Here is a 23,928-nt window from a genome sequence, read left to right on the forward strand (position 1 = left end):
AAACAGTAGTCAGATCGCACATGCACAGAGAAAAATGTCAACGGCTGAAAACATTTGGCATGTTGCTCTGATGAATAACATTCCTTAGGTTCTATATCGAATTAACAAACGTAGATATAGACGTTCACAGGCGTTAACTGTGCAGAGTGGATGTTATCAAATGACATCAACCAGGGTGGCAACGCGGGCAGACTCCCGTCCCTTTTATCAAGGGATGGGAGTCTTTTTTATTTGTAGATTGATCCAAGGGGGTATACAGGATGAGCAGTATGAAAGCGCCACGCGGTACTGTTGACTTATTGCCGGAAGAAACGGCTAAGTGGCAATATGTAGAGAAAATGCTGAAAGATATTTGCAATAACTATCATTTTTATGAAATACGAACACCTTTATTTGAACATACAGAAGTTTTTCAGCGAGGGGTCGGTGATTCAACGGATATTGTCCAGAAAGAAATGTATACATTTGAGGATCGCGGCGGAAGGAGTTTGACACTCCGGCCGGAAGGAACAGCATCTGTTGTGCGTTCGTTTGTCGAACATAAGATGCATGGCTATGCTGATCAGCCGGTGAAACTTTATTACTTTGCACCGATGTTCCGGTATGAGCGCCCACAAAAAGGAAGAATGCGGCAATTGAATCAGTTCGGTGTCGAAGTTCTGGGCAGTTCTGACCCGGCCGTGGACGCGGAAGTGATTGATCTGGCGATGTCTTGTTATCAGGAGCTCGGCTTGAACTCACTGAAATTGATTATCAATTCACTTGGTGATCAAGAAAGTCGTGAAAGTCATCGCCAAGCATTGGTGGATCATTTTATGCCATATAAGGATGAATTATGCAGTGATTGTCGGGTGCGTTTGGAACAAAATCCAATGCGCATCCTGGATTGCAAAACAGACAAAGATCATGCAGCAATGGATACCGCTCCATCAGTTCTTGATCATTTAAATGCTTATTCCGAAGACTATTTCGAAAAAGTAAAAAACTATCTTACGTTAATGGGGATCGACTTTGAAGTGGATGCCAATCTTGTCCGAGGCCTTGACTATTATAACCACACTGCTTTTGAAATTATGAGTGAAGCGGAAGGTTTTGGTGCCATTACAACCCTTACCGGCGGTGGAAGATACAATGGTTTGACTGAAGAACTTGGAGGTCCTGCGACACCGGGAATTGGCTTTGGCATGGGCATGGAACGTCTGGTTATGGCATTGGAGGCGGAGCACGTAGCCATCCCTTCAGAAAACGAATTGGATTGTTTTCTTGTGGCAGTGGGTGATGAAGCAGATAAGGCATCTGTCCGGCTTATTCACGATTTACGAAAAAATGGCATTCAAATTGACAGAGACTATCAGGGACGGAAGATGAAAGCTCAGCTAAAAGCGGCTGACCGCTATCGTGCCAAATATGTTCTCATTTTGGGCGAGAATGAAGTGGACCAGCAATTGGTCAATGTGAAAGAAATGAAAACCGGCAATCAAGAAGAAGTGCCATTGAACCAAGCAGTGGCGTATATGCAGGAAAAACTGTCTGGAGGAAATAGCAATGAATGAACGAATAATGGCTGGAACGCTGAGTAAGAAAAATGTTGATCAGGAAATACAGTTGAAAGGTTGGGTACAGCGACGCCGGGATTTGGGTGGTCTAATTTTTATTGATTTGCGTGACAAGTCAGGTTTGGTGCAAATTGTTTTTAATCCAGATCATTCATCAAATGCGCTCAAAGTGGCGGAAACAGTACGAAATGAATACGTCATCGAAGTGCACGGCAAAGTCGTCGAGCGTGATCCGAATACAGTTAATCCGGAAATTGGAACCGGGACCATTGAAGTTCTTGCATCTGACGCCATCATTTGGAACAAAGCCAAAACCCCGCCTTTTATGATTCAGGAAGACACCGATGTGGCTGAGGATTTGCGTCTGAAGTACCGGTATATTGATTTGCGGCGACAAAACCTTCAGGAAACATTTAAGATGCGGCATCACATAACTCAGGCTATAAGAGTTTTTTTAAATGATGATGGGTTTATAGAAATGGAAACGCCCATGTTGACAAAGAGCACACCGGAAGGGGCACGGGACTATCTTGTACCGAGTCGTGTGCATCAAGGGGAATTTTACGCATTGCCACAATCCCCGCAGTTGTTCAAACAACTCATTATGATGAGTGGGTTTGAAAAGTATTATCAAATTGCGCGCTGTTTCCGTGATGAGGATTTAAGGGCTGATCGTCAGCCGGAATTCACTCAAGTGGATATTGAAACCTCTTTTATGACAGGTGAACAGATTATGACGATGACAGAAAAAATGATGAACCATGTCATGAAAAAGGTGAAAGACATCGATTTGCCCCCGTTTCCGAAAATATCCTACGATGAAGCCATGCAACGTTTTGGTTCCGATAAACCGGATACACGATTTGGCATGGAACTGATACACGTTTCAGACGTGGTTACGGATTCCTCGTTTAAGGTATTCAGGGAAGCGATTGAAACCGGTGGAAAAGTCGCTCTTCTTAATGTAAAAAATGAAGCGCAGACCTATTCACGCAAAGATATCGATCAGTTGACTGAATTTGTGAAGATTTACGGTGCAAAAGGAATGCCGTGGCTGAAAGTTCAGGACGGCGATCTCAGCGGCCCAATTGTTAAATTTCTGACTGATGAGGAAAAAGACGGTATCATGAAACGTGCAGAGGCGGAAAATGGTGATTTGTTATTGTTTGCCGCTGATAAATCATCTGTTGTTTTTGACAGCCTAGGTGCCCTGCGGCTGAAACTCGGGAAAGAATTAGGTCTAATTGATTCGGATAAGTTTCATTTCTTATGGGTGACGGATTGGCCATTGTTGGAATACGATGACGATCTCGAACGATATGTTGCAGCACACCATCCGTTCACAAGTCCGGTTGACGAAGACCTGGAAAAATTGGATACAAATCCGGGTGACGTACGTGCCAACGCATATGATTTGGTTTTAAATGGTTACGAGTTGGGCGGTGGATCCCTGCGTAACTATAAAAAAGAACAACAGGACAAAATGTTTGACGTACTCGGTTTTTCAAAAGAAGCAGCCGAAGAACAATTCGGATTTCTCTTGGAAGCATTGGAATATGGAACACCTCCGCATGGCGGAATTGCCTTAGGGCTTGATCGTATTGTCATGCTTTTTACCGGTCGGTCGAACTTAAGAGATACGATTCTATTTCCGAAAACCGCTTCAGCTTCCGACTTGTTGACGAATGCACCAAGCCATGTAAGCGGCGAACAATTAGATGAACTTTCCATTAACGTCGAAGAAAAAGAAACATGAGCAACCCAATCATTCAATAGGGATTCCTTTCCTCTATTAATGGTGTCATGCATTAACGTTTTGTGCGTGTGTTGACGCTACTGTTGATGAACGATTTATTTTTTTAAATTATATATTGCCTAGCCCCTAGGTGTATGTTATATTGAATACACAATAAAAGATTATGAGCCATGGCAATCCTGATGTGTACGTCTGGAGCATTCGTTTTGACCGAACAATTTTTATGAAAGGGAGTCCGCATAGGTTTTCATGTTGCGTGCATGCCTATATCTAGGAAGTGCAATAAACATGGAACAGGACACCCACCTGCCAAGAGCGGGATCAAAACTGAAAGCAGACGGCACTATTGGGATTGTTTATTGCATAAGGTAGAAAAAATCGGCTATTCGCCGATTTTTTTGCTATCTCTTATTGATGGGAAGACCCATCTGAAACCTGCTGAAGATTCCCGTTCTTATCCATTCGGAATGATGGAGCCTGTAAGGAATGTTGGTCTTCAAAAACAGTCATTTTACGGGCTCTGTCCATAATCTGCATAAAAACGTGATAGTCTTCCCGCAGCGATTCTAGTTGTTGTTCGGTTTTGGATAACTGTTCTTTCAGGTAGCCTACATCTTGTTTAAGTGTCTGATTCTCTCCTTCCAATTGCTCAACCGATGCTTTTGATTGATTAGAAGCATGATAGTCTGTTTCCACTTGTTTCAAAAACCGAATGACGTCATCCATCGTAAGTGTTGATGCCTTGTCTGTATTCGCCACTGGTTCAGTATTCGCGGTTGTCTTTTCTTTTTCAGGCATTTCAGGCATTTCAGGCATTTGTTCAACTGTTTCAGGTGTTGATTCTTTTTCAACAGGATTTTCATCCGGGGTCATTTGCGGCATGTTTACGATTGGTTGTTTCGCATTGACCGCATTTGCACGTTTCTTTTCTTTGCGTTGGCGTTTGGCCAATTCGATCGCATCCGTATATGTGTTTCTTACTTCGGCATTCCATCGAAAACCACAAGCGGCAGATGTCCGGTTCAGTTTGTCACCAACTTCCTCAAAAGCATTTAATTGGGTACTGCCCTCCCGGATATGCCGCAGAACAGTCTCCGCCAATAACAGATCATCTTCATGTGACCAAGCATCTTGTCTTATTTTAGCCAATTTGTTCAACTCCTTTTTCCATAACGGTAACGGCGATTGGTATAACAGTTTTAAAGGTTACAACGATCACGCAACTCTTTCCGTGTGAACACGTTTATTCATAGATTTTATCGTTATTGATTAGTGTGGCCGTTTGGAAAAGGGTTTATACGTCTATCATCTAGTATTATTTTTTTCAGTCTTTATATTATCGTGTACCTGTTTCAGAGCTTGCTCAAATTTACCGGTGTTTTTTGGCTCATAATAGTGACTGTTTTTTAAAGCGTCCGGTAAGTATTGCTGGTTCACCCATCCTTCTGTATAGTGATGAGGGTATTGATAGGTGATCCCTCGGCCCATTTCTTTGGCTCCCTGGTAGTGTGTATCTTTTAAATGTGCCGGCACATCACCACTTTTTCCGCTGCGTATATCGGAAAGTGCACCATCAAGCGCTTTATATGCTGAATTCGATTTAGGGGAAAGGGCAAGCTCGACAATAGCATTAGCCAGTGGTATGCGGGCTTCAGGAAATCCGAGACGATGAGCAGCATCAGCAGCGGCTACGGCACGTGGTCCTGCCTGCGGGTTTGCCAGGCCGATATCTTCATAGGCACAGACAATCATACGTCGCTCGATGCTGTCCAAATCACCGGCTTCAATCAATCTTCCTAAATAGTGAAGGGCTGCATCAACGTCACTACCTCTGATGGATTTTTGAAACGCAGAAAGAACATCATAGTGCGCATCCCCATCTTTATCATGTGTAAAACTTTTTTTCTGCATACATTCTTCAGCAGCATCCAATGTTATCGTAATAATGCCGCTTTCATCGGCTGGTGTCGATGAAACGGCCAGTTCCAATCCATTCAGTGCCGAACGCATGTCGCCGTTGGAAGCTAGAGCAAAGTGATCCAGTGCGTCATCCGTCAACCTTATTTTCTGGTCACCAAGTCCTTTTTCGTCATCCTGGGCCGCCCTATGCACAGCGGTTTTCATATGTTCTTCCGTCAGGCGGTGCAGTTCAAATAAATGGCATCTGCTGCGGATCGCGGGATTGATAGAATGATAAGGGTTGCTTGTCGTGGAGCCGATCAATATCACACGGTTGCTTTCAATGTGTGGCAACAAAAAATCCTGTTTTGACTTATCAAGCCTGTGCACTTCATCAAGCACGAGCACCACCTGACCGCTCATTTTAGCTTCTTCGGCAACAACTTCCATGTCTTTTTTCTTATCAACAACAGCGTTCAATTTTTTTACTGGAATGTCGAGACTTCTTGCCAAAGCAAATGCCAAAGATGTCTTGCCTGTTCCGGGTGGACCGAATAAAATCATGGATACAAGTCTTTTTGCCTGAATCATGCGATTGAGTATTTTCCCTTCATTTACCAGATGTTCTTGGCCAATAATATCGTCAATATGTTGTGGGCGCATGCGAAATGCAAGTGGTTGTTGGTCCATTGTGATCGTCCTTTATATAAGAATAGGTTATGTATAAAGCGTAATGGCGATTATGTTAAAATGCAAGAAACAGGCGATTCATGCTATAATGAGCTGTATTGTTATTTTAAGGAATGATGAACTGTTTATAGAGGTGTTGGGAATGAAAATATCGACAAAAGGACGATACGGGCTGACCATCATGCTGGCGCTTGCCAGAAAGCATGGGGAAGGTCCATTATCATTAAAAGCGATAGCACGGGAAAACGATTTATCCGATCATTATTTGGAGCAACTGGCGTCACCGTTGCGTAATGCCGGTTTGATTAAAAGCATTAGGGGAGCATACGGAGGCTATGTTTTGGCTAAGGATCCCGATGAGATCAAAGCCGGGGATATCATTCGTGTTTTGGAAGGACCTATTTCTCCTGTGGAAGGAATGGAAAATGAAGAACCGGCTAAACAAGCATTGTGGATTCGTATCCGGGATGCTGTAAAAGATGTCCTTGATACGACAACGCTTGAAGATTTACGACGTCATGAACATGATGGGTATCAGGATGCCTACATGTTTTATATATAGAACAACAGAAAATAGAAAGGATTGTAACCATGGAACGTATTTATATGGATCATGCCGCAACCACTCCAATGGACAAGCGTGTTGCTGAAGCGATGACTCCCATATTCACTGAAGTTTTTGGGAATCCGTCCAGTGTCCATGCGTTTGGACGATTGGCACGTCAGTATCTTGATTCGGCCAGACGTACCTTGGCCAGGAGTATCCAAGCACGTGAAAAAGAAATGATTTTCACAAGTGGTGGAACGGAAGCGGATAATCTGGCTATTATTGGAACAGCCATGGCGAACAGAGATAAAGGAAATCATATTATTACGACAATGCAGGAACATCATGCTGTTTTGGATGCGGTACAATATCTTGAGGAGCAGGGTTTTCATGTGACATATTTGCCGGTTAATGAAACCGGGATTGTTTCCGTGGATAAACTGAAAGAAGCATTGACCGATGAAACGATTGTTGTGTCCGTTATGTATGTCAATAATGAAACAGGTGTTATTCAGCCGATCGAGGCCATAGGTTCATTATTAAAAGATCATCAGGCTATGTTTCATACGGACGCTGTGCAAGCATTTGGATTATTGGATATTGACGTGAACCGAGAGGGCATTGATATGCTAAGTGCTTCTGCCCACAAAATCAACGGCCCCAATGGCATTGGTGTTTTGTATGCCGGTGATGACATAGCCATGGCATCGATGCAATTTGGTGGGGAACAGGAACGAAAACGCCGACCGGGTACGGAAAATATTCCGGCTGCCGTTGGATTTAAAAGGGCCTTGGAATTGGCCATGGAATATAAATTAGTAAGAAATGATGTGTACGAACAGTACAAACAAACGTTCTTAGAAGCACTTGCCAACCATAACATTCGTTATTACGTGAATGGTGACGCGGAACAAACGGTCCCATCGATTGTTAATATCAGTTTTCCCGGAACGAATGTGGAAACACTCTTAACAAACTTTGATCTGGATGGTGTTGCAGCATCCAGCGGCAGTGCATGCACTGCAGGCTCGGTGGAACCATCCCATGTTCTTGCTGCCATGTTCGGGCGAGGGGATGAACGGATCACGAATTCAATCCGGTTCAGTTTTGGTGCGTTTAATACGATTGACAATGTGTCTGAGGCTGCGGACAGAGTGGCTGAAATTATCAAGCGGCTGACCAATGAAAGGAGGCAGGAAACATGAAACGAAATGAAGATACACGCGTCGTTGTTGGCATGAGCGGCGGTGTCGATTCGTCTGTGGCCGCCTTGCTATTAAAAGAACAAGGCTATGATGTCGTTGGCATTTTCATGAAAAACTGGGATGATACGGATGACAACGGTGTCTGTACGGCAACAGAGGATTTTGATGATGTTGTACGGGTGTGCAATCAACTGGATATTCCGTATTTCGCTGTCAATTTTGAAAAGGAATATTGGGACAACGTATTCACGTACTTTTTGAATGAGTATCAATCTGGACGAACGCCAAATCCGGATGTTATGTGTAATAAGGAAATTAAATTCAAAGCATTTTTGAACCATGCCCTATCCCTTGGTGCCGATTATTTAGCTACCGGCCATTATGCACAAGTCCGGAATACAGGGTCATCTTTTGAGATGCTGCGCGGAGCAGACAACAACAAGGACCAGACGTATTTCCTGAATCAGCTGACATCGGATGTATTGGCCGAAGTCATGTTTCCTCTGGGCCATATGACAAAACAGGATGTGCGTGCCATTGCCAAAGAACGGGATCTAGTGACAGCATCTAAAAAAGACAGTACCGGCATTTGTTTTATCGGTGAAAAGAACTTCAAATCCTTTCTCCGTGAATATCTTCCGGCACAGCCCGGTTTGATGAAAACAATGGATGGTACGGAAAAAGGATGGCATGAAGGCTTGATGTACTATACGATCGGTCAGCGTCAAGGACTTGGAATCGGTGGATCCGGAGAACCATGGTTTGTGCTTGGCAAAAATTTGAAAGATAACATCTTATACGTTGGTCAAGGGTTTGATAATGATAAGTTGTACTCAGATGGATTAATCGCATCGGATGTTAATTGGATTAATAACATGACAGAAAAAACATTCACCTGTACGGCTAAGTTCCGTTACCGGCAAAAAGACAGTGGCGTCACTGTCACACAGATGGAGGACGGATGTGTCCGTGTGGCATTTCATGAAAAGCAGCGGGCCATAACTCCGGGCCAGGCCGTCGTGTTTTATGATGGACAGGTCTGTTTGGGCGGCGCCACTATTGATACGGTGCTAAAAGAAGGGGAAACGCTCGCTTATGTCGGATGATTCATCGGAAAGGAGCAAAACAATGGATAAGAATCAGCAGGCGATTGAACGGATGAAAGAACAGAAGTACGACGAAGCAGCGTCGTTGTTTAATGAGATTATCGAAGAAAACCCAAGTGATCCGGTTGGTTATATTAACTTTGGCAATCTGCTTTTGCATGTCCATGATGCAGAGCGGGCAGAACGGTTTTTCCAACGCGCATTGGAACTCGATGAAAAAGCTGCAACAGCCTATTATGGACTCGGAAGCCTTTGTTATGAAAAGGAGGACTACGCGAAGGCACAAGAACATTTTCAAAAAGCTATTGATATCGGTCTTGACGAAGCGGATGTGTATTTTTTGCTCGGGATGACATTCATTCATCAGGAGCATTATAAGCTTGCATTGCCATATCTCATGCGTGCATCGGAAGTGGCCCCCGATGATTCGGAGTATATGTTCCAGTATGGGCTGGCTCTGGCCCAGAGCGACTATACAACCGAAGCAAAGCCTATTTTTCAGCAGGTACTGGCTATTGATGAGCAGCATAGTGACGCCTACTACAATCTTGGTGTTATTGCGTTGTATAACGATGACCTTTCCACTGCCATGGGCCATTTTGACCAAGCGTTGACCATACAGCCAGAGCATGTTCTGGCAGCCAATGCCAAAAAACAGATCACGGATGCCATGAATTCGGACAATAGCTGAATGAGATAAGCGAGGTTGGTTGCAATGACGTCGGATAAACCATCCAACAACGACTGGACTTTTATAAAAGGCGAGCTTCTGTACACGATTTTTCGGAACGAGCAGGAGTATTTCACGATCGCTAAAATTAAGATACACGAAACAGACGAAGACTATCACGAGAATGAGATTGTGATCAAAGGCTATTTGGCGGATTTGCAGGAGTCCACTATTTATTCGTTTTATGGGACAATGGAATACCATGCGAAATTCGGGATGCAATATAAAGTCCATTCCTATCAGACATTTATCCCTGACACCAAAGACGGTCTCGTAAGCTACTTATCCAGTGATTTGTTTCACGGCGTTGGCAAAAAAACAGCCGAAAAAATTGTCACTCATCTCGGCACAAGCGCCATTACAAAAATCGCAAACGATCCGGATGTTTTGAATGAGGTGCCCGGTTTGAAAAAAGATAAAAAGGACCTCATTTCCAAAGCGGTGATGGAAAATCAAGGGTTTGAGCAAGTAGCCATCCATTTATCCAAATACGGCATTGGGTTGAAACTGGCCCAAACCATTTACCGCGAGTATAAAGAAGAAGCAATGGACGTGCTTCAAGATGACCCTTATCGGTTCGTATTTGATATTAACGGTTTCGGGTTTCAGACAGCCGATCAAATAGCCCGGCAAAATGGGCTCTCCCCTACGCACCCTAACCGGCTTGGGGCCGGATGTATTTATGTTTTGCAAAAAAATATACAGAACGGACACGTTTACTTGCCTGTTGATATGTGCATAAGCGAAGCAATGGCCATTTTGTCTGAACCGGATGGTATATTGACTAAGGATGTTTTAAATGAACGGTTGGAAGCGTTGAACAAGGAAAAACAGCTGATTATGATCGATGACAAGGTTTATCTGCCATCGCTGTATTATGCGGAAGATGGATTTGCTGCCCATGTCAACCGGCTTATAGCGAAACCTGTTGAGTATGAGATTCCCATTGCAGAGCTTATGAAAATTATTGGTGATATGGAAGAGCAAGAAACGATCAGCTATGGAAAAGAGCAATTTGAATCAATTAAGCAGGCATTGAATTCCAGACTTATGGTGGTGACCGGCGGGCCGGGAACCGGGAAGACAACCGTCATTAAAGGTATCCTCCACGCCTATGCAGCGGTGAACGCTATCAAAGCAAGTCCTGATGCTTATGATTCAGAAGCAGATTATCCGTTTATTTTGGCTGCACCGACAGGGAGAGCTGCGAAACGATTGAGTGAATCGACCGGTCTTCCGGCAGTGACGATTCATCGCTTATTAGGATGGGATGGGAAGACAGGTTTTGACAAAGACGATCAGGAACCGCTATCAGGTAAATATTTGATTGTTGATGAATTCTCCATGGTTGACATCTGGCTTGCTAACAGTCTATTTAAAGCAATTCCCGGAGACATGCAAGTACTCTTGGTTGGGGATGAGGATCAGTTGCCGTCGGTGGGGCCGGGACAAGTGCTGGCCGATTTGCTTGGAAGCGGACGTATTCCGTTTGTAAGCCTTCACGATGTCTACCGGCAGAAGGAAGGCTCCAAAATTATTGAATTGGCCCATTTGATAAAAAGGGATCGATGTGGACCGGATGCGCTTACAAATGATCAGGATTTCAGTTTTATCCCTTGTCATGAATCGCAGCTTCTGGATGCTCTGATGACTGTATTCCATAAAGCAGAAGCAAAAGGCATCGATCGGAAAGATATTCAGGTACTTGCACCCATGTACCGATCACAAACAGGAATACACACTATCAATAAACAATTGCAAAAACTCGTTAACCCCGAATCTCCCTCCAAACGAGAAGTGTTGACCAATGATGCCATCCATCGGGTGGGAGATAAAGTACTGCAGCTTGTTAATCAGCCCGAAGATGGCATTTATAATGGGGACATAGGGGAAATCGTCGCTATCTTTCGGTCCAATGAGACGGTTGATAAAACAGAACAGCTTGTCGTTTCCTTTGAAGGAAGGGAAGTTGTTTATGAAAGAAACGATTATATCAATATTATGCATGCATATTGTATTTCCATTCATAAATCTCAGGGGAGTGAATTTCCGATTGTTATTATGCCGGTTCTCCCTGCATACCGGCGGATGCTCAAAAAAAATTTGCTGTATACCGCTATTACGCGCAGCAAACAATCCTTGCTTATTTGTGGTGATCAGGACGCATTTTTACGCGGGGTACAGACACATGATTCCAATCAGCGTTACACCACCCTGCAGGAACATCTTCTCGATCGAGACCACGATACCAATCCAGAAGTTTCAACACATTCGGACGACAGTGGCATAACCCCTTATGACTTTTTATAACCAAGACGTATATTTTTATGCATTTGGGCAATCATAAATAAATAAAAAGGAGTATACGGGGTATGCTGATTTGTCCGAATTGCAATGAGAAAGACATAGGAAAAATAGGCACACATCAATTTTATTGTTGGAATTGCTTAATTGAGTTGGCCATATGGGAAGATACATTGACGATTCATGAAGTGGAAGCGGATGGATCATTGAGTTCATTGGATGATTTATTCACAGAAGAAGAACGGAAAATTCAATGGTAATGCATTGGTCATCTATTATCTTTCCCTCGAATTTCCCTCGAAGAAAGGATGCGGGACATGTTTCAAAACAGTAAGCCGTTAAACTTTCTTTTTTGGACGGCAGCAGGGATTCTTGTCTTTTTATTTTTCTATCTTCTCGTTAAGTTATTTCCGATGTATGATGCTGTCGTTTCGTTTCTATGGCATTTGCTCCTTCCTTTTTTAATTGCTGCTTTTATTGCTTATCTACTATACCCAGTCGTTGAAAAGATGCATCAGTGGAACATTCCGAAAAGCTTGGCCATTCTCCTCATCTATCTTATTTTCTTCGGCGGGGGCATCTATTTGCTTTATCGGGTTTATCCAACCGTTTTGCACCAATTAAGTGATCTTCGTGAGCAGTTGCCGCAACTTATAGAAATGTATCGCAATTTAATTTACAGCCTTTATGAGTATACATCGTTTTTACCGGAAACCGTCCACGATAATATGGATGATCTCATATCTGAATTTGAGGCATATATGGAAAATTTGCTGTCCGATATCGTCCGAGGATTTACTAAGATCGTCGATATGATTATCATTATCACCGTTATCCCGGTGCTTGTTTTTTATTTTTTAAAGGATTTCCGTGTGATAAAAACGTATGTTAAGAAATGGATTCCTCATAAGTATCACGAACGTGCAAGTGCTTTGTGCCACGCTATCAATGAAGGACTTGGCAATTATATCAGGGGGCAGTTGGTTGTTTGTCTGTTTGTCAGTCTTGCTGCTCTGATTGTGTTTCGCACTTTGGACATTCCTTATGGTCTGTTGCTGGCGATAATTATGGGGGTGACCAATATCATACCTTACTTTGGTCCGATTTTGGGTGCGGTTCCGGCAATAGCGATTACCGCGACAACTTCCGGCAAATTGGTGTTGATGGTCGTTATCAGTATTTTTATCATTCAAGTGATTGACGGCAATTTGTTATCGCCGTATATTGTTGGCAAAAGTGTTAAAATACATCCCATCGCTATTATATTTGCTTTATTACTGGGTGGGCAGTTAGTCGGCATTGCTGGTATGATTCTGGCGGTTCCGATTTTGGCCGTTTTGAATGTAGCCGTTCCACATATTTTAGCACTCAGACAACACAATTGACATTTTAAATAAGGTTGTCTATAATAATTTCATATATCAATCGCACCGTACTGGAAGGCTATATGTAAAAACAATGAAGGTTCCGAGTACATGTATCTCGATCATGCAGAGAGGGATTTCCACAGGCTGGAAGAAATCCCGGATGTTGAGCCATGGAATGCTAAGCTGGAGTATGGGTTAATACCTGTCGGTTTCAAACCGTTATCATGTGAAGCGATGAATGGACATCCATTCATAATTAGGGTGGTACCGCGGAGTGATCCCGTCTCTAACAATCATATGGAGAGGGGATTTTTTAATTGGTGTAATACATATTGGAATAGGATAATCGTCATGGAGGTAAAACATGGAACAGTTTACATCCGCACAAATACGTCAAATGTTTCTCAACTTTTTTAAGGATAAAGAGCATCGAGTGGAACCTGGTGCATCGCTTATACCACGCGAAGATCCAACACTTCTCTGGATTAACAGCGGTGTCGCAACGTTAAAAAAATACTTTGATGGCCGGGTGATTCCAGACAACCCGCGAATCGTCAATGTTCAAAAATCAATCAGGACGAATGATATTGAAAATGTCGGGTTTACGGCACGACATCATACGTTTTTTGAAATGCTCGGGAATTTTTCTATTGGTGATTATTTCAAAAAAGAGGCTATTGCATGGGCATGGGAGTTTCTGACAGATGATCGTTGGATTGGATTTGACCCGGATCGGCTTGCCGTTACTGTCCACCCGGAGGACGATGAAGCTTATCATATTTGGTTGAATGATATACAGCTTCCGAAAGAGCGAATAATCCGCTTGGAGGAAAACTTTTGGGATATTGGAGAAGGACCAAGTGGGCCGAATACCGAAATATTTTACGATCGGGGAGAGGACTACGGCAACAACGAGAATGATCCTGAACTCTATCCCGGTGGTGAAAATGAACGCTATTTGGAAATTTGGAATCTGGTGTTTTCCCAGTTTAATCATAATCCTGATGACACCTATACACCACTGCCAAAGAAAAACATCGATACCGGTATGGGACTCGAACGAATCGTTTCCGTCATTCAGGACGTGCCGACCAATTTTGAAACGGATTTATTCATGCCGATCATTCGGGAAACCGAAGCCATATCGGGAAAAACCTATGGTGAGACGCAAAACGATGATACCGCATTTAAAGTGATTGCCGATCACATCCGAACGGTGACCTTTGCTGTCGGTGACAAAGCTCTGCCTTCCAATGAAGGGAGAGGGTATGTTCTTCGCAGGCTCTTGCGCCGTTCCATACGGTTTTCCAAACAGCTTGGTATTGATGAACCGTTCATGTATAAGCTGGTACCGGTTGTTGGTGACATCATGCAAGAATTCTATCCGGAGGTTGTGAAGAGCCATGACCATATCAGTCAAGTTATACGATCAGAGGAAGAACGTTTCCATGAAACATTGAATGATGGATTGGAAATTCTCAGTAAAATCATTGACAAAGAAAAGCGTTCGGGAAGAGACGTTTTTCCAGGCCAAGAGGTATTCCGACTCTACGATACGTACGGTTTTCCAAAAGAACTGACGGAAGAGTACGTTCAGGAGCATGGATTCTCAATAGATGAACAAGGTTTTAATGAAGAAATGGAGAAGCAGAGACAACGAGCACGGAATGCTCAGCAACAGTCTGATTCCATGCAGGTGCAGGAAGGTGTGCTTAGGGATTTCACCTTGGAAAGCACCTTCGTCGGTTATGATAAACTTCAAACGGAAACCGTAGTGCAAGCCATTGTGGATGGAAAAGAATGGACAAATATTGCCCAGGCAGGTCAGGACGTGTTTGTCTTCTTAGAGGAGACACCATTTTATGCCGAAAGCGGGGGACAGATAGCAGATAAAGGCTGGTTGTACACGGAGACAGCCTCAGCATATGTTGGTGATGTGCAGTTGGCTCCACATAGTCAGCATGTGCACAAAATACATGTTCATGAAGGGGAAATCCGGACAGGTGATTCAATAAAGACATTGGTGGAAACGGACTTCCGCACTCACATCGTCAAGAATCACACAGCTACTCACCTGTTGCACCAAGCATTAAAAGATGTGCTGGGCGAGCATGTGAACCAAGCTGGTTCGCTTGTTGAACCCGAGAGACTCCGTTTTGATTTCACCCACTTCGGGTCAGTGAGTGAAACTGAACTGGAGCGGATTGAACAGCTCGTTAATGAAAAAATTTGGGCATCCATTCCGGTAACTGTTAACTATAAAACAATGGATGAGGCCAAAGAAATCGGAGCCACGGCATTATTCGGCGATAAATACGGTGATATTGTCAGGGTGGTTGAAATCAATGATTACAGTATTGAATTATGTGGTGGTTGTCATGTCCGGAATACGGCCGAAATTGGCATGTTCAAAATTGTGTCTGAGTCCGGTATCGGAGCCGGATCCCGTCGGATTGAAGCTGTCTCAAGCAAACAGGCGTATATGCATGTCAACGAAAAATTGCACATGTTGCAATCAGTTGCTCACATGTTGAAAACAAGCGATGATCAAGTGCCGGAACGAGTTGAGCACCTGTTTCAGGAAATAAAAGATTTGCAGAAAACAAATGAATCGTTGAGTGCTAAATTAACCAATGCAGAAGCTTCATCGATGACGGAACAAACAGAGACCATTAATGGTGTGCCCGTTATTACACAAAATGTTCATGTTAAAGATATGAATCAGCTTCGTCATATGGTGGATGAGTTAAAACAGAAATTGGGGTCTGGCGTTATTTTATTGGCTGCGGAAATAAATGAAAAGGTTCAGTTTGCAGCTGGCATGACACAGGATTGGACAGAAAGTGGTCTGCACGCGGGCCATCTCGTCAAACAAGCTGCTGAACGCTGCGGCGGTAGTGGAGGCGGTCGGCCGGATATGGCACAGGCCGGCGGCAAAAATCCCAGCAATATTAACGACGCACTTCTCGCGGCTAAGGAATACATTGAAACAGTAACAAGGAAATAAATGCGATTTTATCATTAAAAGAAAAACATGCACGAAGCAAGACAAGCATGTTAAAATGATAGATAAAGGCAATATATGGAATGGGGTGTCACGATGAGTTCTGATAAAACAATGAAATTTAACTTTTCAGAGGACCCTTTTGATCAAAATATTAAAGAAATTCTGTTGACCGTTCACAAAGCCTTGAAGGAAAAAGGGTATAATCCGAACAATCAGATTGTCGGTTATTTATTGTCTGGTGACCCTGCTTATATTCCTCGGTATAATGATGCACGGAGTTTGATGCGCAAAGTGGAACGGGATGAGGTTATCGAAGAACTTGTCAAATTCTACCTCAACGAACAGCAAGAAGGGAATTAGATGAAAATAATTGGTTTAGACGTCGGTTCAAAAACGATTGGAGTGGCTGTCAGTGACGCGTTTGGCTGGACGGCCCAAGGCATTAAAACGATTAAATGGGATGAAAACGACATTTTTTCGGCAGACAAGGAGCTGCAGGAAATAATAGATGACCATGAAATTGGGAAGGCTGTAATAGGATTCCCGAAAAACATGAATGGAACAGTCGGCGAACGTGGAAAGGCTTCGGAAACATACGCTAAGCATGTGGAAGACGTTTTTGGCATACCGACCGCTTTGTGGGATGAACGATTATCGACTGTCGCTGCTGAACGTGTATTGCTTGAGGCGGATGTAAGCAGAAAAAAAAGAAAAAAAGTGATCGATAAAATGGCAGCTGTAATGATTTTACAGGGTTATCTCGATCAGGAAAATCAAAAAGGAGTGTAGGCATGGCACTTGAAGAAAAAGAACGGATTATTATCCCCGATGAAAACGGAGAGGAACATCTCTTCGAAGTATTATTTACGTTTGATGTTGATAAAACAGGTTATTCCTATATTGCGGTAATGCCGGTTGATCAGCAAGAAAATGAAGAAGTGGAAGTGTATGCATTCCGGTATGAGGAACAGGAAAAAGATGATGATCTTTCTTTGTTCCCAATTGAATCGGATGAAGAATGGGAAATGGTGGAAGAAATGCTTAACACTTTGATTGATGAGGACCACGATGATCAGTAGCGTGCTTTGATTGGGGAAGCTGGTATCTCGGTGGGATACCAGCTTATTCCTTGATTGAGTGCAACGTGACACTGGGCATTGGGAAATCAGTTGTATCGGTTAATTATCATTTGACTTATCTTTACGGTGTTTGTCTTTAACGATTGGATTTATGTGGCTAATCCCGTTCTTTTTTAGTATAATATTCGTCGTGAAGGAGGGAAGCTGCATGTCCGATAAGAAAACACCGAATAATGATAAGGACAATCCGGTAACTAAACGTGACGATGCCGGAATCGTACGGCGGATTGCAGCGTTCATTATAATTGCATTCATACTTATTTTTATCATCTGTGGCATATCAGGGTTATGGTATATAAAATCGGCGCTTGAGCCGGTTGATCCTGAAAGCGATAAGGATGTATCAGTGGATATTCCGTTGGGTTCCTCTACATCAGACATAGCCTCACTTCTTGAAGAGAAAGGAATTATAAAGAACAGTACCATTTTTCGCTTTTATTTAAAGTTTAAAAATGAATCAGAATTTCAAGCCGGTGACTATACCCTTTCACCGTCTATGGAAATAGATGAATTAGTGAAAGTACTGAAAAAGGGGAAAGTACTGAAAGAACCCATGTACTCTGTTACGATCCCTGAAGGGAAAACCATCAAGGAAATGGCCTCGATTTATGCTGCTGCTTTGCCGTTCAGTAAAGAGGCATTTTTAAATAAGGTGAATGATCCACATTATATGGATAATCTTATCAATACGCACCCTGACATTTTATCCAATGCGATTTTAGATCCACAAATAAGAACACCATTGGAAGGTTATCTGTTTGCAGCGACATATAATTTTTACAGCAAAGAGCCGGGTGTTGAGAAGGTTGTCTCTAAAATGCTTGAAAAAACAGCCAAGGTTGTCAAGCCACGGCTGGACGACATAGCCTCACGGGACTTAACAGTGCACAAAGCGCTTACGATGGCTTCGATTGTGCAGAAAGAAGCACGTTCCAAAAAGCAACGACGAAAAATTGCGGGAGTATTTTATAACCGGTTGGAAAAAGATATGCCGCTGCAGACTGATCCAACCGTTTTGTATGCGCTGGGCGAACATAAAGAAAAAGTGTTACTGGAAGATCTGGAAGTAGAATCCCCCTACAATACGTATCATGTGGACACACTTCCTGCAGGTCCCATAGCTAACTTTTCTAAAACATCTTTTAATGCAGCGATCAATCCGGAAAATACAGACTATATATATTTCTTGCATGATGATAAAGGCAATATTCATTATGCAAAAACCCGAAAGAAACACAAACAGTTAAAGGCACAATATATTGATTAACGTTACTTTCGCAGGGATTAATCCGTTGTCATTTCTGTATTTGGTAAGACACGTCTACTGCATAACTTTTTAAATGAGGCTGATACGTATGTCTGATACCTTGACCCATTATTTAATGGCGTCGCTTGACGAACGAACAGATGAAATCAAAACGTTAGAGAGGCAAGCAAAAAATGACGGAATTCCTATTATGGATCCATTGGGAATGAACTTTGTCGTACAAATGATCCGGCTGACGAAACCAGAGCGTATATTGGAAATCGGTACTGCTATTGGTTACTCGGCTTTGCGTATGGCTCAGGCTCGCCCTGAAGCTTCGATTGTAACGATTGAACAAGATGGCGAGCGATACAGGTGTGCGTTGGAAAATATTCGCCATATGGGAAAACAGCATGCCATTGATGTGATTCCGGGTGATGCTGCAGAAGAACTGCCCAGGATGGCTGATAACACATTTGATATGGTACTTATTGACGCCTCAAAAGGGATGTATAAGGAATTTTTTCAGCAAGCAGAGCCGCTGTTATCATCCGGTGGCATCGTGCTGACCGATAATGTATTATTTAAAGGATATGTTGCCGATGCCAGCAAATCGCATCCAAGATATCAAAAGATTGCCGGAAAGATTAGAGAATATAACGACTGGCTTTTACAACGTCCGGACTTCACAACAACTATTATACCAATCGGGGACGGCATCGCCATCAGTCACAGAATGTAGGGAGAAGGCGAGTCGTCGAATGAGAAAAATTGCTGGGAAAAGTATTGAAAATTTAAACGCAATCTGCCATAGTGGTTTCTAAGTTATTTGAATTAAAAAGCATAAATATTTGTTATGAGTATGTTATCGTCATTTAATGAGGATAAAAGGAGTGTGTGTGAAGAATGGCAACAGAGAAAAGTTTTTATATGACACAAGAGGGAAAAGAGAAACTCGAAGAGGAGTTGCACTATTTAAAAACGGAGCGTAGGCAGGAAGTCGTGGAACGGATTAAAGTAGCGCGAAGTTTTGGAGACCTTTCCGAAAACTCCGAGTATGATGCTGCCAAAGAGGAACAGGCTTTTGTTGAATCGCGTATATCGCAAGTGGAACAAATGATCCGGAATGCCGTTATTATTGAAGACGATAACCAGAACCCGGACGTTGTGTCGCTCGGCAGGACTGTCACTTTTAAGGAAATGCCTGACGGCGATACGGAATCGTATACAATTGTCGGCAGTGCCGAAGCGGACCCATTCGAAGGGAAAATATCAAATGATTCTCCTATGGCCAGGAGTCTGCTCGGTAAGGAAATCGGGGCGGAAGTATCTGTAACAACTCCGGGTGGCGATTTGTTTGTACGTATTGAAAATGTCGAATGACTATACCATATTTTCCATTTGAAATCACATATATGCGCATCAAAAGGGGAGAGGCTGATGGGCTTCTCTTTTTTTGTAATCAAGATCTATTTGCCATAAATGTGCTTCTAATGGCATATAACGTTGATGAAAAAATATGATATTATCATAGAGAGATACGATTGGAGGGGTGAATCAGTGTCTGACGATGATCATTTATCAAGAATCAATAAATATGAAAAACGGCGAAAAAATACTAGATCGCTGTCTGTATTCATCGTGCTGGGAAGTATACTTCTAATCGCATTGGTGTTGGTTCTTATCTTCAGTGGAGGTGATGAATCGAACACCGGGACAGATGAATCATCAACATCGTCAAACAACGATACGGAGCAAAAGGAAGCGGAGCAACATGATGAAACCGGTCAGTCTCAGTCATCCAATGATCGTGTTGATTCCGAAAACAGTATGGATAAGCCTGCGAATAACAACAGCACGAACGACCAAACGGATGGAGATGACAGCGGCGATAACAACGACAATAATGATTCTATGGACAGTGTCGATACCGAGCAAGTGTCCCCATCCGATGACAATGTCATTAAGGCCTATACCGGAGATTGGAAACCGGTCGGTACTGACCAGTCGGGGCCGCACACTACTGACTATAATGAAGGATCGCAGGATAGAGAGGAAATGCGCGAAGCAGTTGCAGCTGCTACAGGCTTAAATGTGGATACATTTACTATGTGGTATGTTTCCAGAAATGGTGACCAGCAAGTTCTGACAACTGTTTCCAGTAACGATGAATCGACTGTTTATCGAGTTTATTTGTCTTGGATCAAACATAAAGGGTGGAAACCGACCAAAGTGGAACGATTAAAAGAAAACGATCAGAAATGGCGCTACGAATAATGGATATTGATCAGGAGGAAAAATGATGACGGTTGGTATCATTGGAGCAATGGATGAAGAAATAAATGCAGTAAGAGAAAACATGACAAACACTACTGAGGAAACAGTTGCAGGCTGCCTATTGATACATGGCAAACTTTTTGGACATGATGCCGTATTATTAAAGTCAGGGATCGGAAAAGTGAATGCAGCCATGGCAGCAACGGTCATGTTTGAACGGTTTCGCCCTTCACGGGTCATTAACACCGGTTCGGCCGGTGGATTCACGAAAGAACTGGATGTTGGGGATGTCGTTATTTCAACCAGCATTGTTCACCATGATGTGGATGCAACAGCATTTGCTTATACGTATGGACAAGTCCCTGGAATGCCATCCATGTATACAGCAAATTATGAACTGGTTGAGAAAGCGGAACAGGCTATACAACAGTTGGGGTTGACCTGGAAAAAAGGACTGATTGCAACTGGTGATTCGTTCATGGACAACGCCGATCGAATTGCGTTTGTCCGTGAACGATTTCCTGACCTGCTAGCTGCAGAAATGGAGGCAGCAGCGATTGCACAAGTGAGTTACCAGTATCAGACACCATTTGTAGTGATTCGAGCGTTATCGGATGTTGCCGGAAAACAGTCATCCGTATCTTTCGACGCATTCCTTGAAACAGCAGCTGAAAATGCAGCATCTTTAATTATGGCGATGACCGAATCGTTGCATTAGTAAACAACCACGATTTACCTCCGACCGCGAGTCGTTTTATATGTTATGATACGTCGTGGAAGGGGGAAAATGTATATGAAGCACCATAAGGAGAAACTGGCGCTTAAACTGCAGGATTTTCGTCGTTTTACGGCCACGCTGTTTATTCTAGCGATCTATTTATATATGGGAACGATTATCAACACGTATATCGATTACTCTCCTAACGGAAAAGGACTTGCATTATTGACGATGGCTGTCACTGTTGCTGCCGGCCTGTTTATAATACAGTCTCACCGTTTAAAGATTAAAATGTCTGAGGATGAGGGCTCAGAATAAAAATGAGCGCCTTCATTCTCTGCCTCTTTCTTTCCGATAGTATTCATGAAATACCTTCATTAACGCTCTTTTTTCAATTCTTGATACGTAACTCCTTGAAATATCCAGCATTTTCGCAATTTCCCGCTGTGTCATTTCCTTGTAATTATTCAGTCCGTAACGATACATCACCACTTCTTTTTCTCTGCTGTCCAGAACAGCTAAATACTCATTCATTTTTTCAATTTCCATATTCAGTTGAATGTATTCAATAATATTTTGGTTTTCAGCCTCCATAATATCCATCAAACTAATTTCGTTCCCTTCTTTGTCCTGACCAATTGGATCTTGAAGGGAAACGTCTTTCTTTACTTTTTTCAGAGATCGCAAGTGCATTAAGATCTCGTTTTCAATACAACGAGCTGCATACGTAGCCAATTTTGTCCCCTTATCTGAAGAATAACTTTCTATTCCTTTAATCAGTCCAATGGTCCCGATGGAGATGAGGTCCTCCATATCTTCTCCGGTGTTTTCAAATTTTTTTACAATATGTGCTACCAGTCGCAAATTGTGTTCAATAAGCTTATTTCTGGCGTCTTGGTCACCTTCCTGCATTTGTTGGATGTATCTCGCTTCTTCTTCAGGTGGAAGCGGTTGGGGGAATGCATGATTTTTCACATAGGAGACAAAAAAGAGTGTTTCTTTAATAAGTAAAGCCAAAAAACTTAAAATACTTGACACACAAATGCACCTCCTTCTTGTGGCCCGGGCTATTGCCTATATCATCATGTGTATGAAGAAGATGACGTTTTTGTGTCTGTCCCGATTGAAAAAGAAAATGGTGATTTTCATTTTCCGAGCGAAGAAAGGCAAAAATAGGGAGTAAAGGAAAAAGGTGCAAGTGCACAGTAAAAAAAGTGACCCGCTTGTGCAGCTGGCGTCACTTTTGTTTTTGCATATGTTGGTTTATCGTTCGTTCGTATTCATCGGATCGGTTCTTGACAACAGGCTTCACACCATTACGGTGCGCGGCGCGTGAAATCATATGTCCGGATACGGGTGCGGTTAGCAACGTGAAAATAATAGCGAGAAGCAATTTTCCACTGGCGATTCCGTGGGAGACATACATAAATAGAAAGGCACCGATCAATAAGCCGGCAATACCGAGTGTGGCAGCTTTTGTGGCTGCATGGAGCCGGGTATAAACATCTGGAAAGCGGACAATGCCAATGGAACTGGACAGAATGAAAAATGTGCCTGATAGCAAAAAAAACGCAACAACAATGTTCAGGATGATTTCAATCCATGTTTCGATCAATAATAACACCCCTTTCCAGATATTTGGCGACCGCTATTGTTCCAATAAATAAAAGGATTCCAATCAGTAGGATAATGTCATTGAATTTTGTTGTAACTATCAATATGGCCATCAGAGCGGCTAGTCCCATCAGATTCATACCAATGGAATCAAGTGCCACCGCACGATCGGCGTTGGTAGGTCCTATGATAATACGGTACACAAGCAGGAGTAAGGATACCGAAATCCCTGCAAGACTGACGAGCGTTGCAACATACAGAATCGTTTCAGTAAGAGAAAGAAAACTGTTCATTGTGTCACCTCTAAAATGGCTTTTTCAAATGTATTTTTAATGGAATGAATCGACCCATCGATATCATCAATATCCATTGCATGAATATAAATATAGGCATTATCGTGTGAAATGGCGACAGATAATGTTCCAGGTGTAAGAGAGATTAAATTTGCTAGAAGCGTCATTTCCCAGTCGGTCGTTAGATCAGTCGGCATTGCAAAAATACCGGGTTCAAATGTCGTATCTCGCTTATAAACCAACCGGACGATATCGATGTTCGATTGCACAAGCTCTTTAATAAACAAAAAGATCAATTTCATTATCTTCCAAACACGGCGCAAATAAAACGTCCCCGGTATGAATCGATTCAACAAAAGCAGCAACAGGATACCCAGTATGTAGCCGGAGAGAAAACTGGCAAGGGTATAGGTTTCACTTAAAAACATCCACATGACCGCTATGATCAAGTTAATAACAATTTGAAAGGTCATC

General features: G+C 42.8%; 25 protein-coding genes, 1 other RNA gene and 1 other annotated feature (1 of these 27 running past the window's edge). Of the genes, 20 read left to right on the plus strand and 6 right to left on the minus strand.

The annotated features are described in order from the left end of the window. Positions 1–206, plus strand: a binding site (T-box leader); it begins 16 nt to the left of the window's first position. Between the two features lie 63 nt (positions 207–269). The 3 genes from hisS (at position 270) to ssrS (ending at position 3,669) form a co-directional block, all read left to right on the plus strand. Further along, positions 270–1,553, plus strand: coding sequence for a histidine--tRNA ligase (gene hisS, locus ACZ5Q7_RS10025; RefSeq protein WP_343753714.1), 1,284 nt, complete (start codon positions 270–272; stop codon positions 1,551–1,553). After that, entirely contained in the window at positions 1,546–3,312 is a 1,767-nt protein-coding gene (gene aspS, locus ACZ5Q7_RS10030) for an aspartate--tRNA ligase (protein ID WP_343752679.1), read from the plus strand. Before hisS ends, aspS begins: the two co-directional genes overlap by 8 nt. 173 nt (positions 3,313–3,485) lie before the next feature. After that, a non-coding RNA gene (ssrS, locus tag ACZ5Q7_RS10035) (6S RNA) lies at positions 3,486–3,669 on the plus strand. A 51-nt stretch (positions 3,670–3,720) separates the two neighbouring features. Here the strand turns inward: ssrS and ACZ5Q7_RS10040 are convergent. Beyond that, positions 3,721–4,461, minus strand: a complete 741-nt coding sequence (locus tag ACZ5Q7_RS10040; protein WP_343752680.1) for an RsfA family transcriptional regulator — start codon at positions 4,459–4,461, stop codon at positions 3,721–3,723. 156 nt (positions 4,462–4,617) lie between these two features. Beyond that, positions 4,618–5,901: a replication-associated recombination protein A gene (locus ACZ5Q7_RS10045; RefSeq protein WP_343752681.1), complete on the minus strand. Its 1,284-nt coding sequence runs from the start codon at positions 5,899–5,901 to the stop codon at positions 4,618–4,620. Positions 5,902–6,043: 142 nt separating this feature from the next. Here ACZ5Q7_RS10045 and cymR point away from each other — a divergent pair, with 142 nt between their 5' ends. The 17 genes from cymR (at position 6,044) to ACZ5Q7_RS10130 (ending at position 21,865) form a co-directional block, all read left to right on the plus strand. Next, positions 6,044–6,463 (plus strand): cysteine metabolism transcriptional regulator CymR, encoded by a 420-nt coding sequence (cymR, locus tag ACZ5Q7_RS10050; RefSeq protein WP_343752682.1) that lies wholly within the window; start codon positions 6,044–6,046, stop codon positions 6,461–6,463. Positions 6,464–6,492: 29 nt separating this feature from the next. Beyond that, positions 6,493–7,653, plus strand: coding sequence for a cysteine desulfurase family protein (locus ACZ5Q7_RS10055; protein WP_343752683.1), 1,161 nt, complete (start codon positions 6,493–6,495; stop codon positions 7,651–7,653). Then, entirely contained in the window at positions 7,650–8,759 is a 1,110-nt protein-coding gene (mnmA, locus tag ACZ5Q7_RS10060; protein WP_343752684.1) for a tRNA 2-thiouridine(34) synthase MnmA, read from the plus strand. Before ACZ5Q7_RS10055 ends, mnmA begins: the two co-directional genes overlap by 4 nt. Positions 8,760–8,781: 22 nt before the next feature. Further along, positions 8,782–9,450 (plus strand): tetratricopeptide repeat protein, encoded by a 669-nt coding sequence (locus ACZ5Q7_RS10065; protein WP_343752685.1) that lies wholly within the window; start codon positions 8,782–8,784, stop codon positions 9,448–9,450. Between the two features lie 24 nt (positions 9,451–9,474). Further along, positions 9,475–11,799, plus strand: coding sequence for an SF1B family DNA helicase RecD2 (recD2, locus tag ACZ5Q7_RS10070; RefSeq protein ID WP_343752686.1), 2,325 nt, complete (start codon positions 9,475–9,477; stop codon positions 11,797–11,799). A 62-nt stretch (positions 11,800–11,861) separates the two neighbouring features. After that, entirely contained in the window at positions 11,862–12,053 is a 192-nt protein-coding gene (locus ACZ5Q7_RS10075) for a hypothetical protein (protein WP_343752687.1), read from the plus strand. A gap of 57 nt (positions 12,054–12,110) precedes the next feature. After that, positions 12,111–13,178, plus strand: a complete 1,068-nt coding sequence (locus ACZ5Q7_RS10080) for an AI-2E family transporter (RefSeq protein ID WP_343752688.1) — start codon at positions 12,111–12,113, stop codon at positions 13,176–13,178. A 346-nt stretch (positions 13,179–13,524) separates the two neighbouring features. Continuing rightward, a complete protein-coding gene (gene alaS, locus ACZ5Q7_RS10085; protein WP_343752689.1) occupies positions 13,525–16,167 on the plus strand; it encodes an alanine--tRNA ligase in 2,643 nt (880 codons plus the stop codon). A 93-nt stretch (positions 16,168–16,260) separates the two neighbouring features. Then, a complete protein-coding gene (locus tag ACZ5Q7_RS10090; protein WP_343752690.1) occupies positions 16,261–16,527 on the plus strand; it encodes an IreB family regulatory phosphoprotein in 267 nt (88 codons plus the stop codon). Further along, positions 16,528–16,956 carry a Holliday junction resolvase RuvX gene (ruvX, locus tag ACZ5Q7_RS10095; protein ID WP_343752691.1) on the plus strand — a complete coding sequence of 143 codons (429 nt, stop codon included), beginning with the start codon at positions 16,528–16,530 and terminating at the stop codon, positions 16,954–16,956. Positions 16,957–16,958: 2 nt separating this feature from the next. Further along, the gene (locus tag ACZ5Q7_RS10100; RefSeq protein WP_343752692.1) at positions 16,959–17,246 is read left to right on the plus strand and encodes a DUF1292 domain-containing protein; all 288 of its coding nucleotides are present in this window, start codon (positions 16,959–16,961) and stop codon (positions 17,244–17,246) included. A 208-nt stretch (positions 17,247–17,454) separates the two neighbouring features. Beyond that, positions 17,455–18,573 carry an endolytic transglycosylase MltG gene (mltG, locus tag ACZ5Q7_RS10105; protein WP_343752693.1) on the plus strand — a complete coding sequence of 373 codons (1,119 nt, stop codon included), beginning with the start codon at positions 17,455–17,457 and terminating at the stop codon, positions 18,571–18,573. 88 nt (positions 18,574–18,661) lie between these two features. Next, a complete protein-coding gene (locus ACZ5Q7_RS10110; protein ID WP_343752694.1) occupies positions 18,662–19,294 on the plus strand; it encodes an O-methyltransferase in 633 nt (210 codons plus the stop codon). Between the two features lie 164 nt (positions 19,295–19,458). After that, complete coding sequence (gene greA / locus ACZ5Q7_RS10115) at positions 19,459–19,935, plus strand: transcription elongation factor GreA (RefSeq protein WP_343752695.1); 477 nt, start codon at positions 19,459–19,461, stop codon at positions 19,933–19,935. Positions 19,936–20,112: 177 nt separating this feature from the next. Next, entirely contained in the window at positions 20,113–20,829 is a 717-nt protein-coding gene (locus tag ACZ5Q7_RS10120; RefSeq protein WP_343752696.1) for a YrrS family protein, read from the plus strand. 25 nt (positions 20,830–20,854) lie between these two features. Further along, positions 20,855–21,547 (plus strand): 5'-methylthioadenosine/S-adenosylhomocysteine nucleosidase, encoded by a 693-nt coding sequence (gene mtnN, locus ACZ5Q7_RS10125; protein ID WP_343752697.1) that lies wholly within the window; start codon positions 20,855–20,857, stop codon positions 21,545–21,547. Between the two features lie 75 nt (positions 21,548–21,622). Then, positions 21,623–21,865 carry a YrhC family protein gene (locus ACZ5Q7_RS10130; protein WP_343752698.1) on the plus strand — a complete coding sequence of 81 codons (243 nt, stop codon included), beginning with the start codon at positions 21,623–21,625 and terminating at the stop codon, positions 21,863–21,865. A 12-nt stretch (positions 21,866–21,877) separates the two neighbouring features. Here ACZ5Q7_RS10130 and sigK read toward each other — a convergent pair whose 3' ends face one another. From sigK to ACZ5Q7_RS10150, 4 genes are all read right to left on the minus strand, one after another. Beyond that, positions 21,878–22,585: an RNA polymerase sporulation sigma factor SigK gene (gene sigK / locus ACZ5Q7_RS10135; RefSeq protein WP_343752699.1), complete on the minus strand. Its 708-nt coding sequence runs from the start codon at positions 22,583–22,585 to the stop codon at positions 21,878–21,880. A 199-nt stretch (positions 22,586–22,784) separates the two neighbouring features. Then, on the minus strand, positions 22,785–23,162 hold the full coding sequence (gene mnhG / locus ACZ5Q7_RS10140; RefSeq protein WP_343752700.1) for a monovalent cation/H(+) antiporter subunit G: 378 nt from the start codon (positions 23,160–23,162) through the stop codon (positions 22,785–22,787). After that, positions 23,143–23,454 (minus strand): Na(+)/H(+) antiporter subunit F1, encoded by a 312-nt coding sequence (locus ACZ5Q7_RS10145; RefSeq protein WP_343752702.1) that lies wholly within the window; start codon positions 23,452–23,454, stop codon positions 23,143–23,145. Before ACZ5Q7_RS10145 ends, mnhG begins: the two co-directional genes overlap by 20 nt. Then, the gene (locus ACZ5Q7_RS10150; protein WP_343752704.1) at positions 23,451–23,927 is read right to left on the minus strand and encodes a Na+/H+ antiporter subunit E; all 477 of its coding nucleotides are present in this window, start codon (positions 23,925–23,927) and stop codon (positions 23,451–23,453) included. Before ACZ5Q7_RS10150 ends, ACZ5Q7_RS10145 begins: the two co-directional genes overlap by 4 nt. Position 23,928 lies beyond the last annotated feature (1 nt).

It is taken from the genome of Lentibacillus halophilus (genome assembly GCF_055395055.1).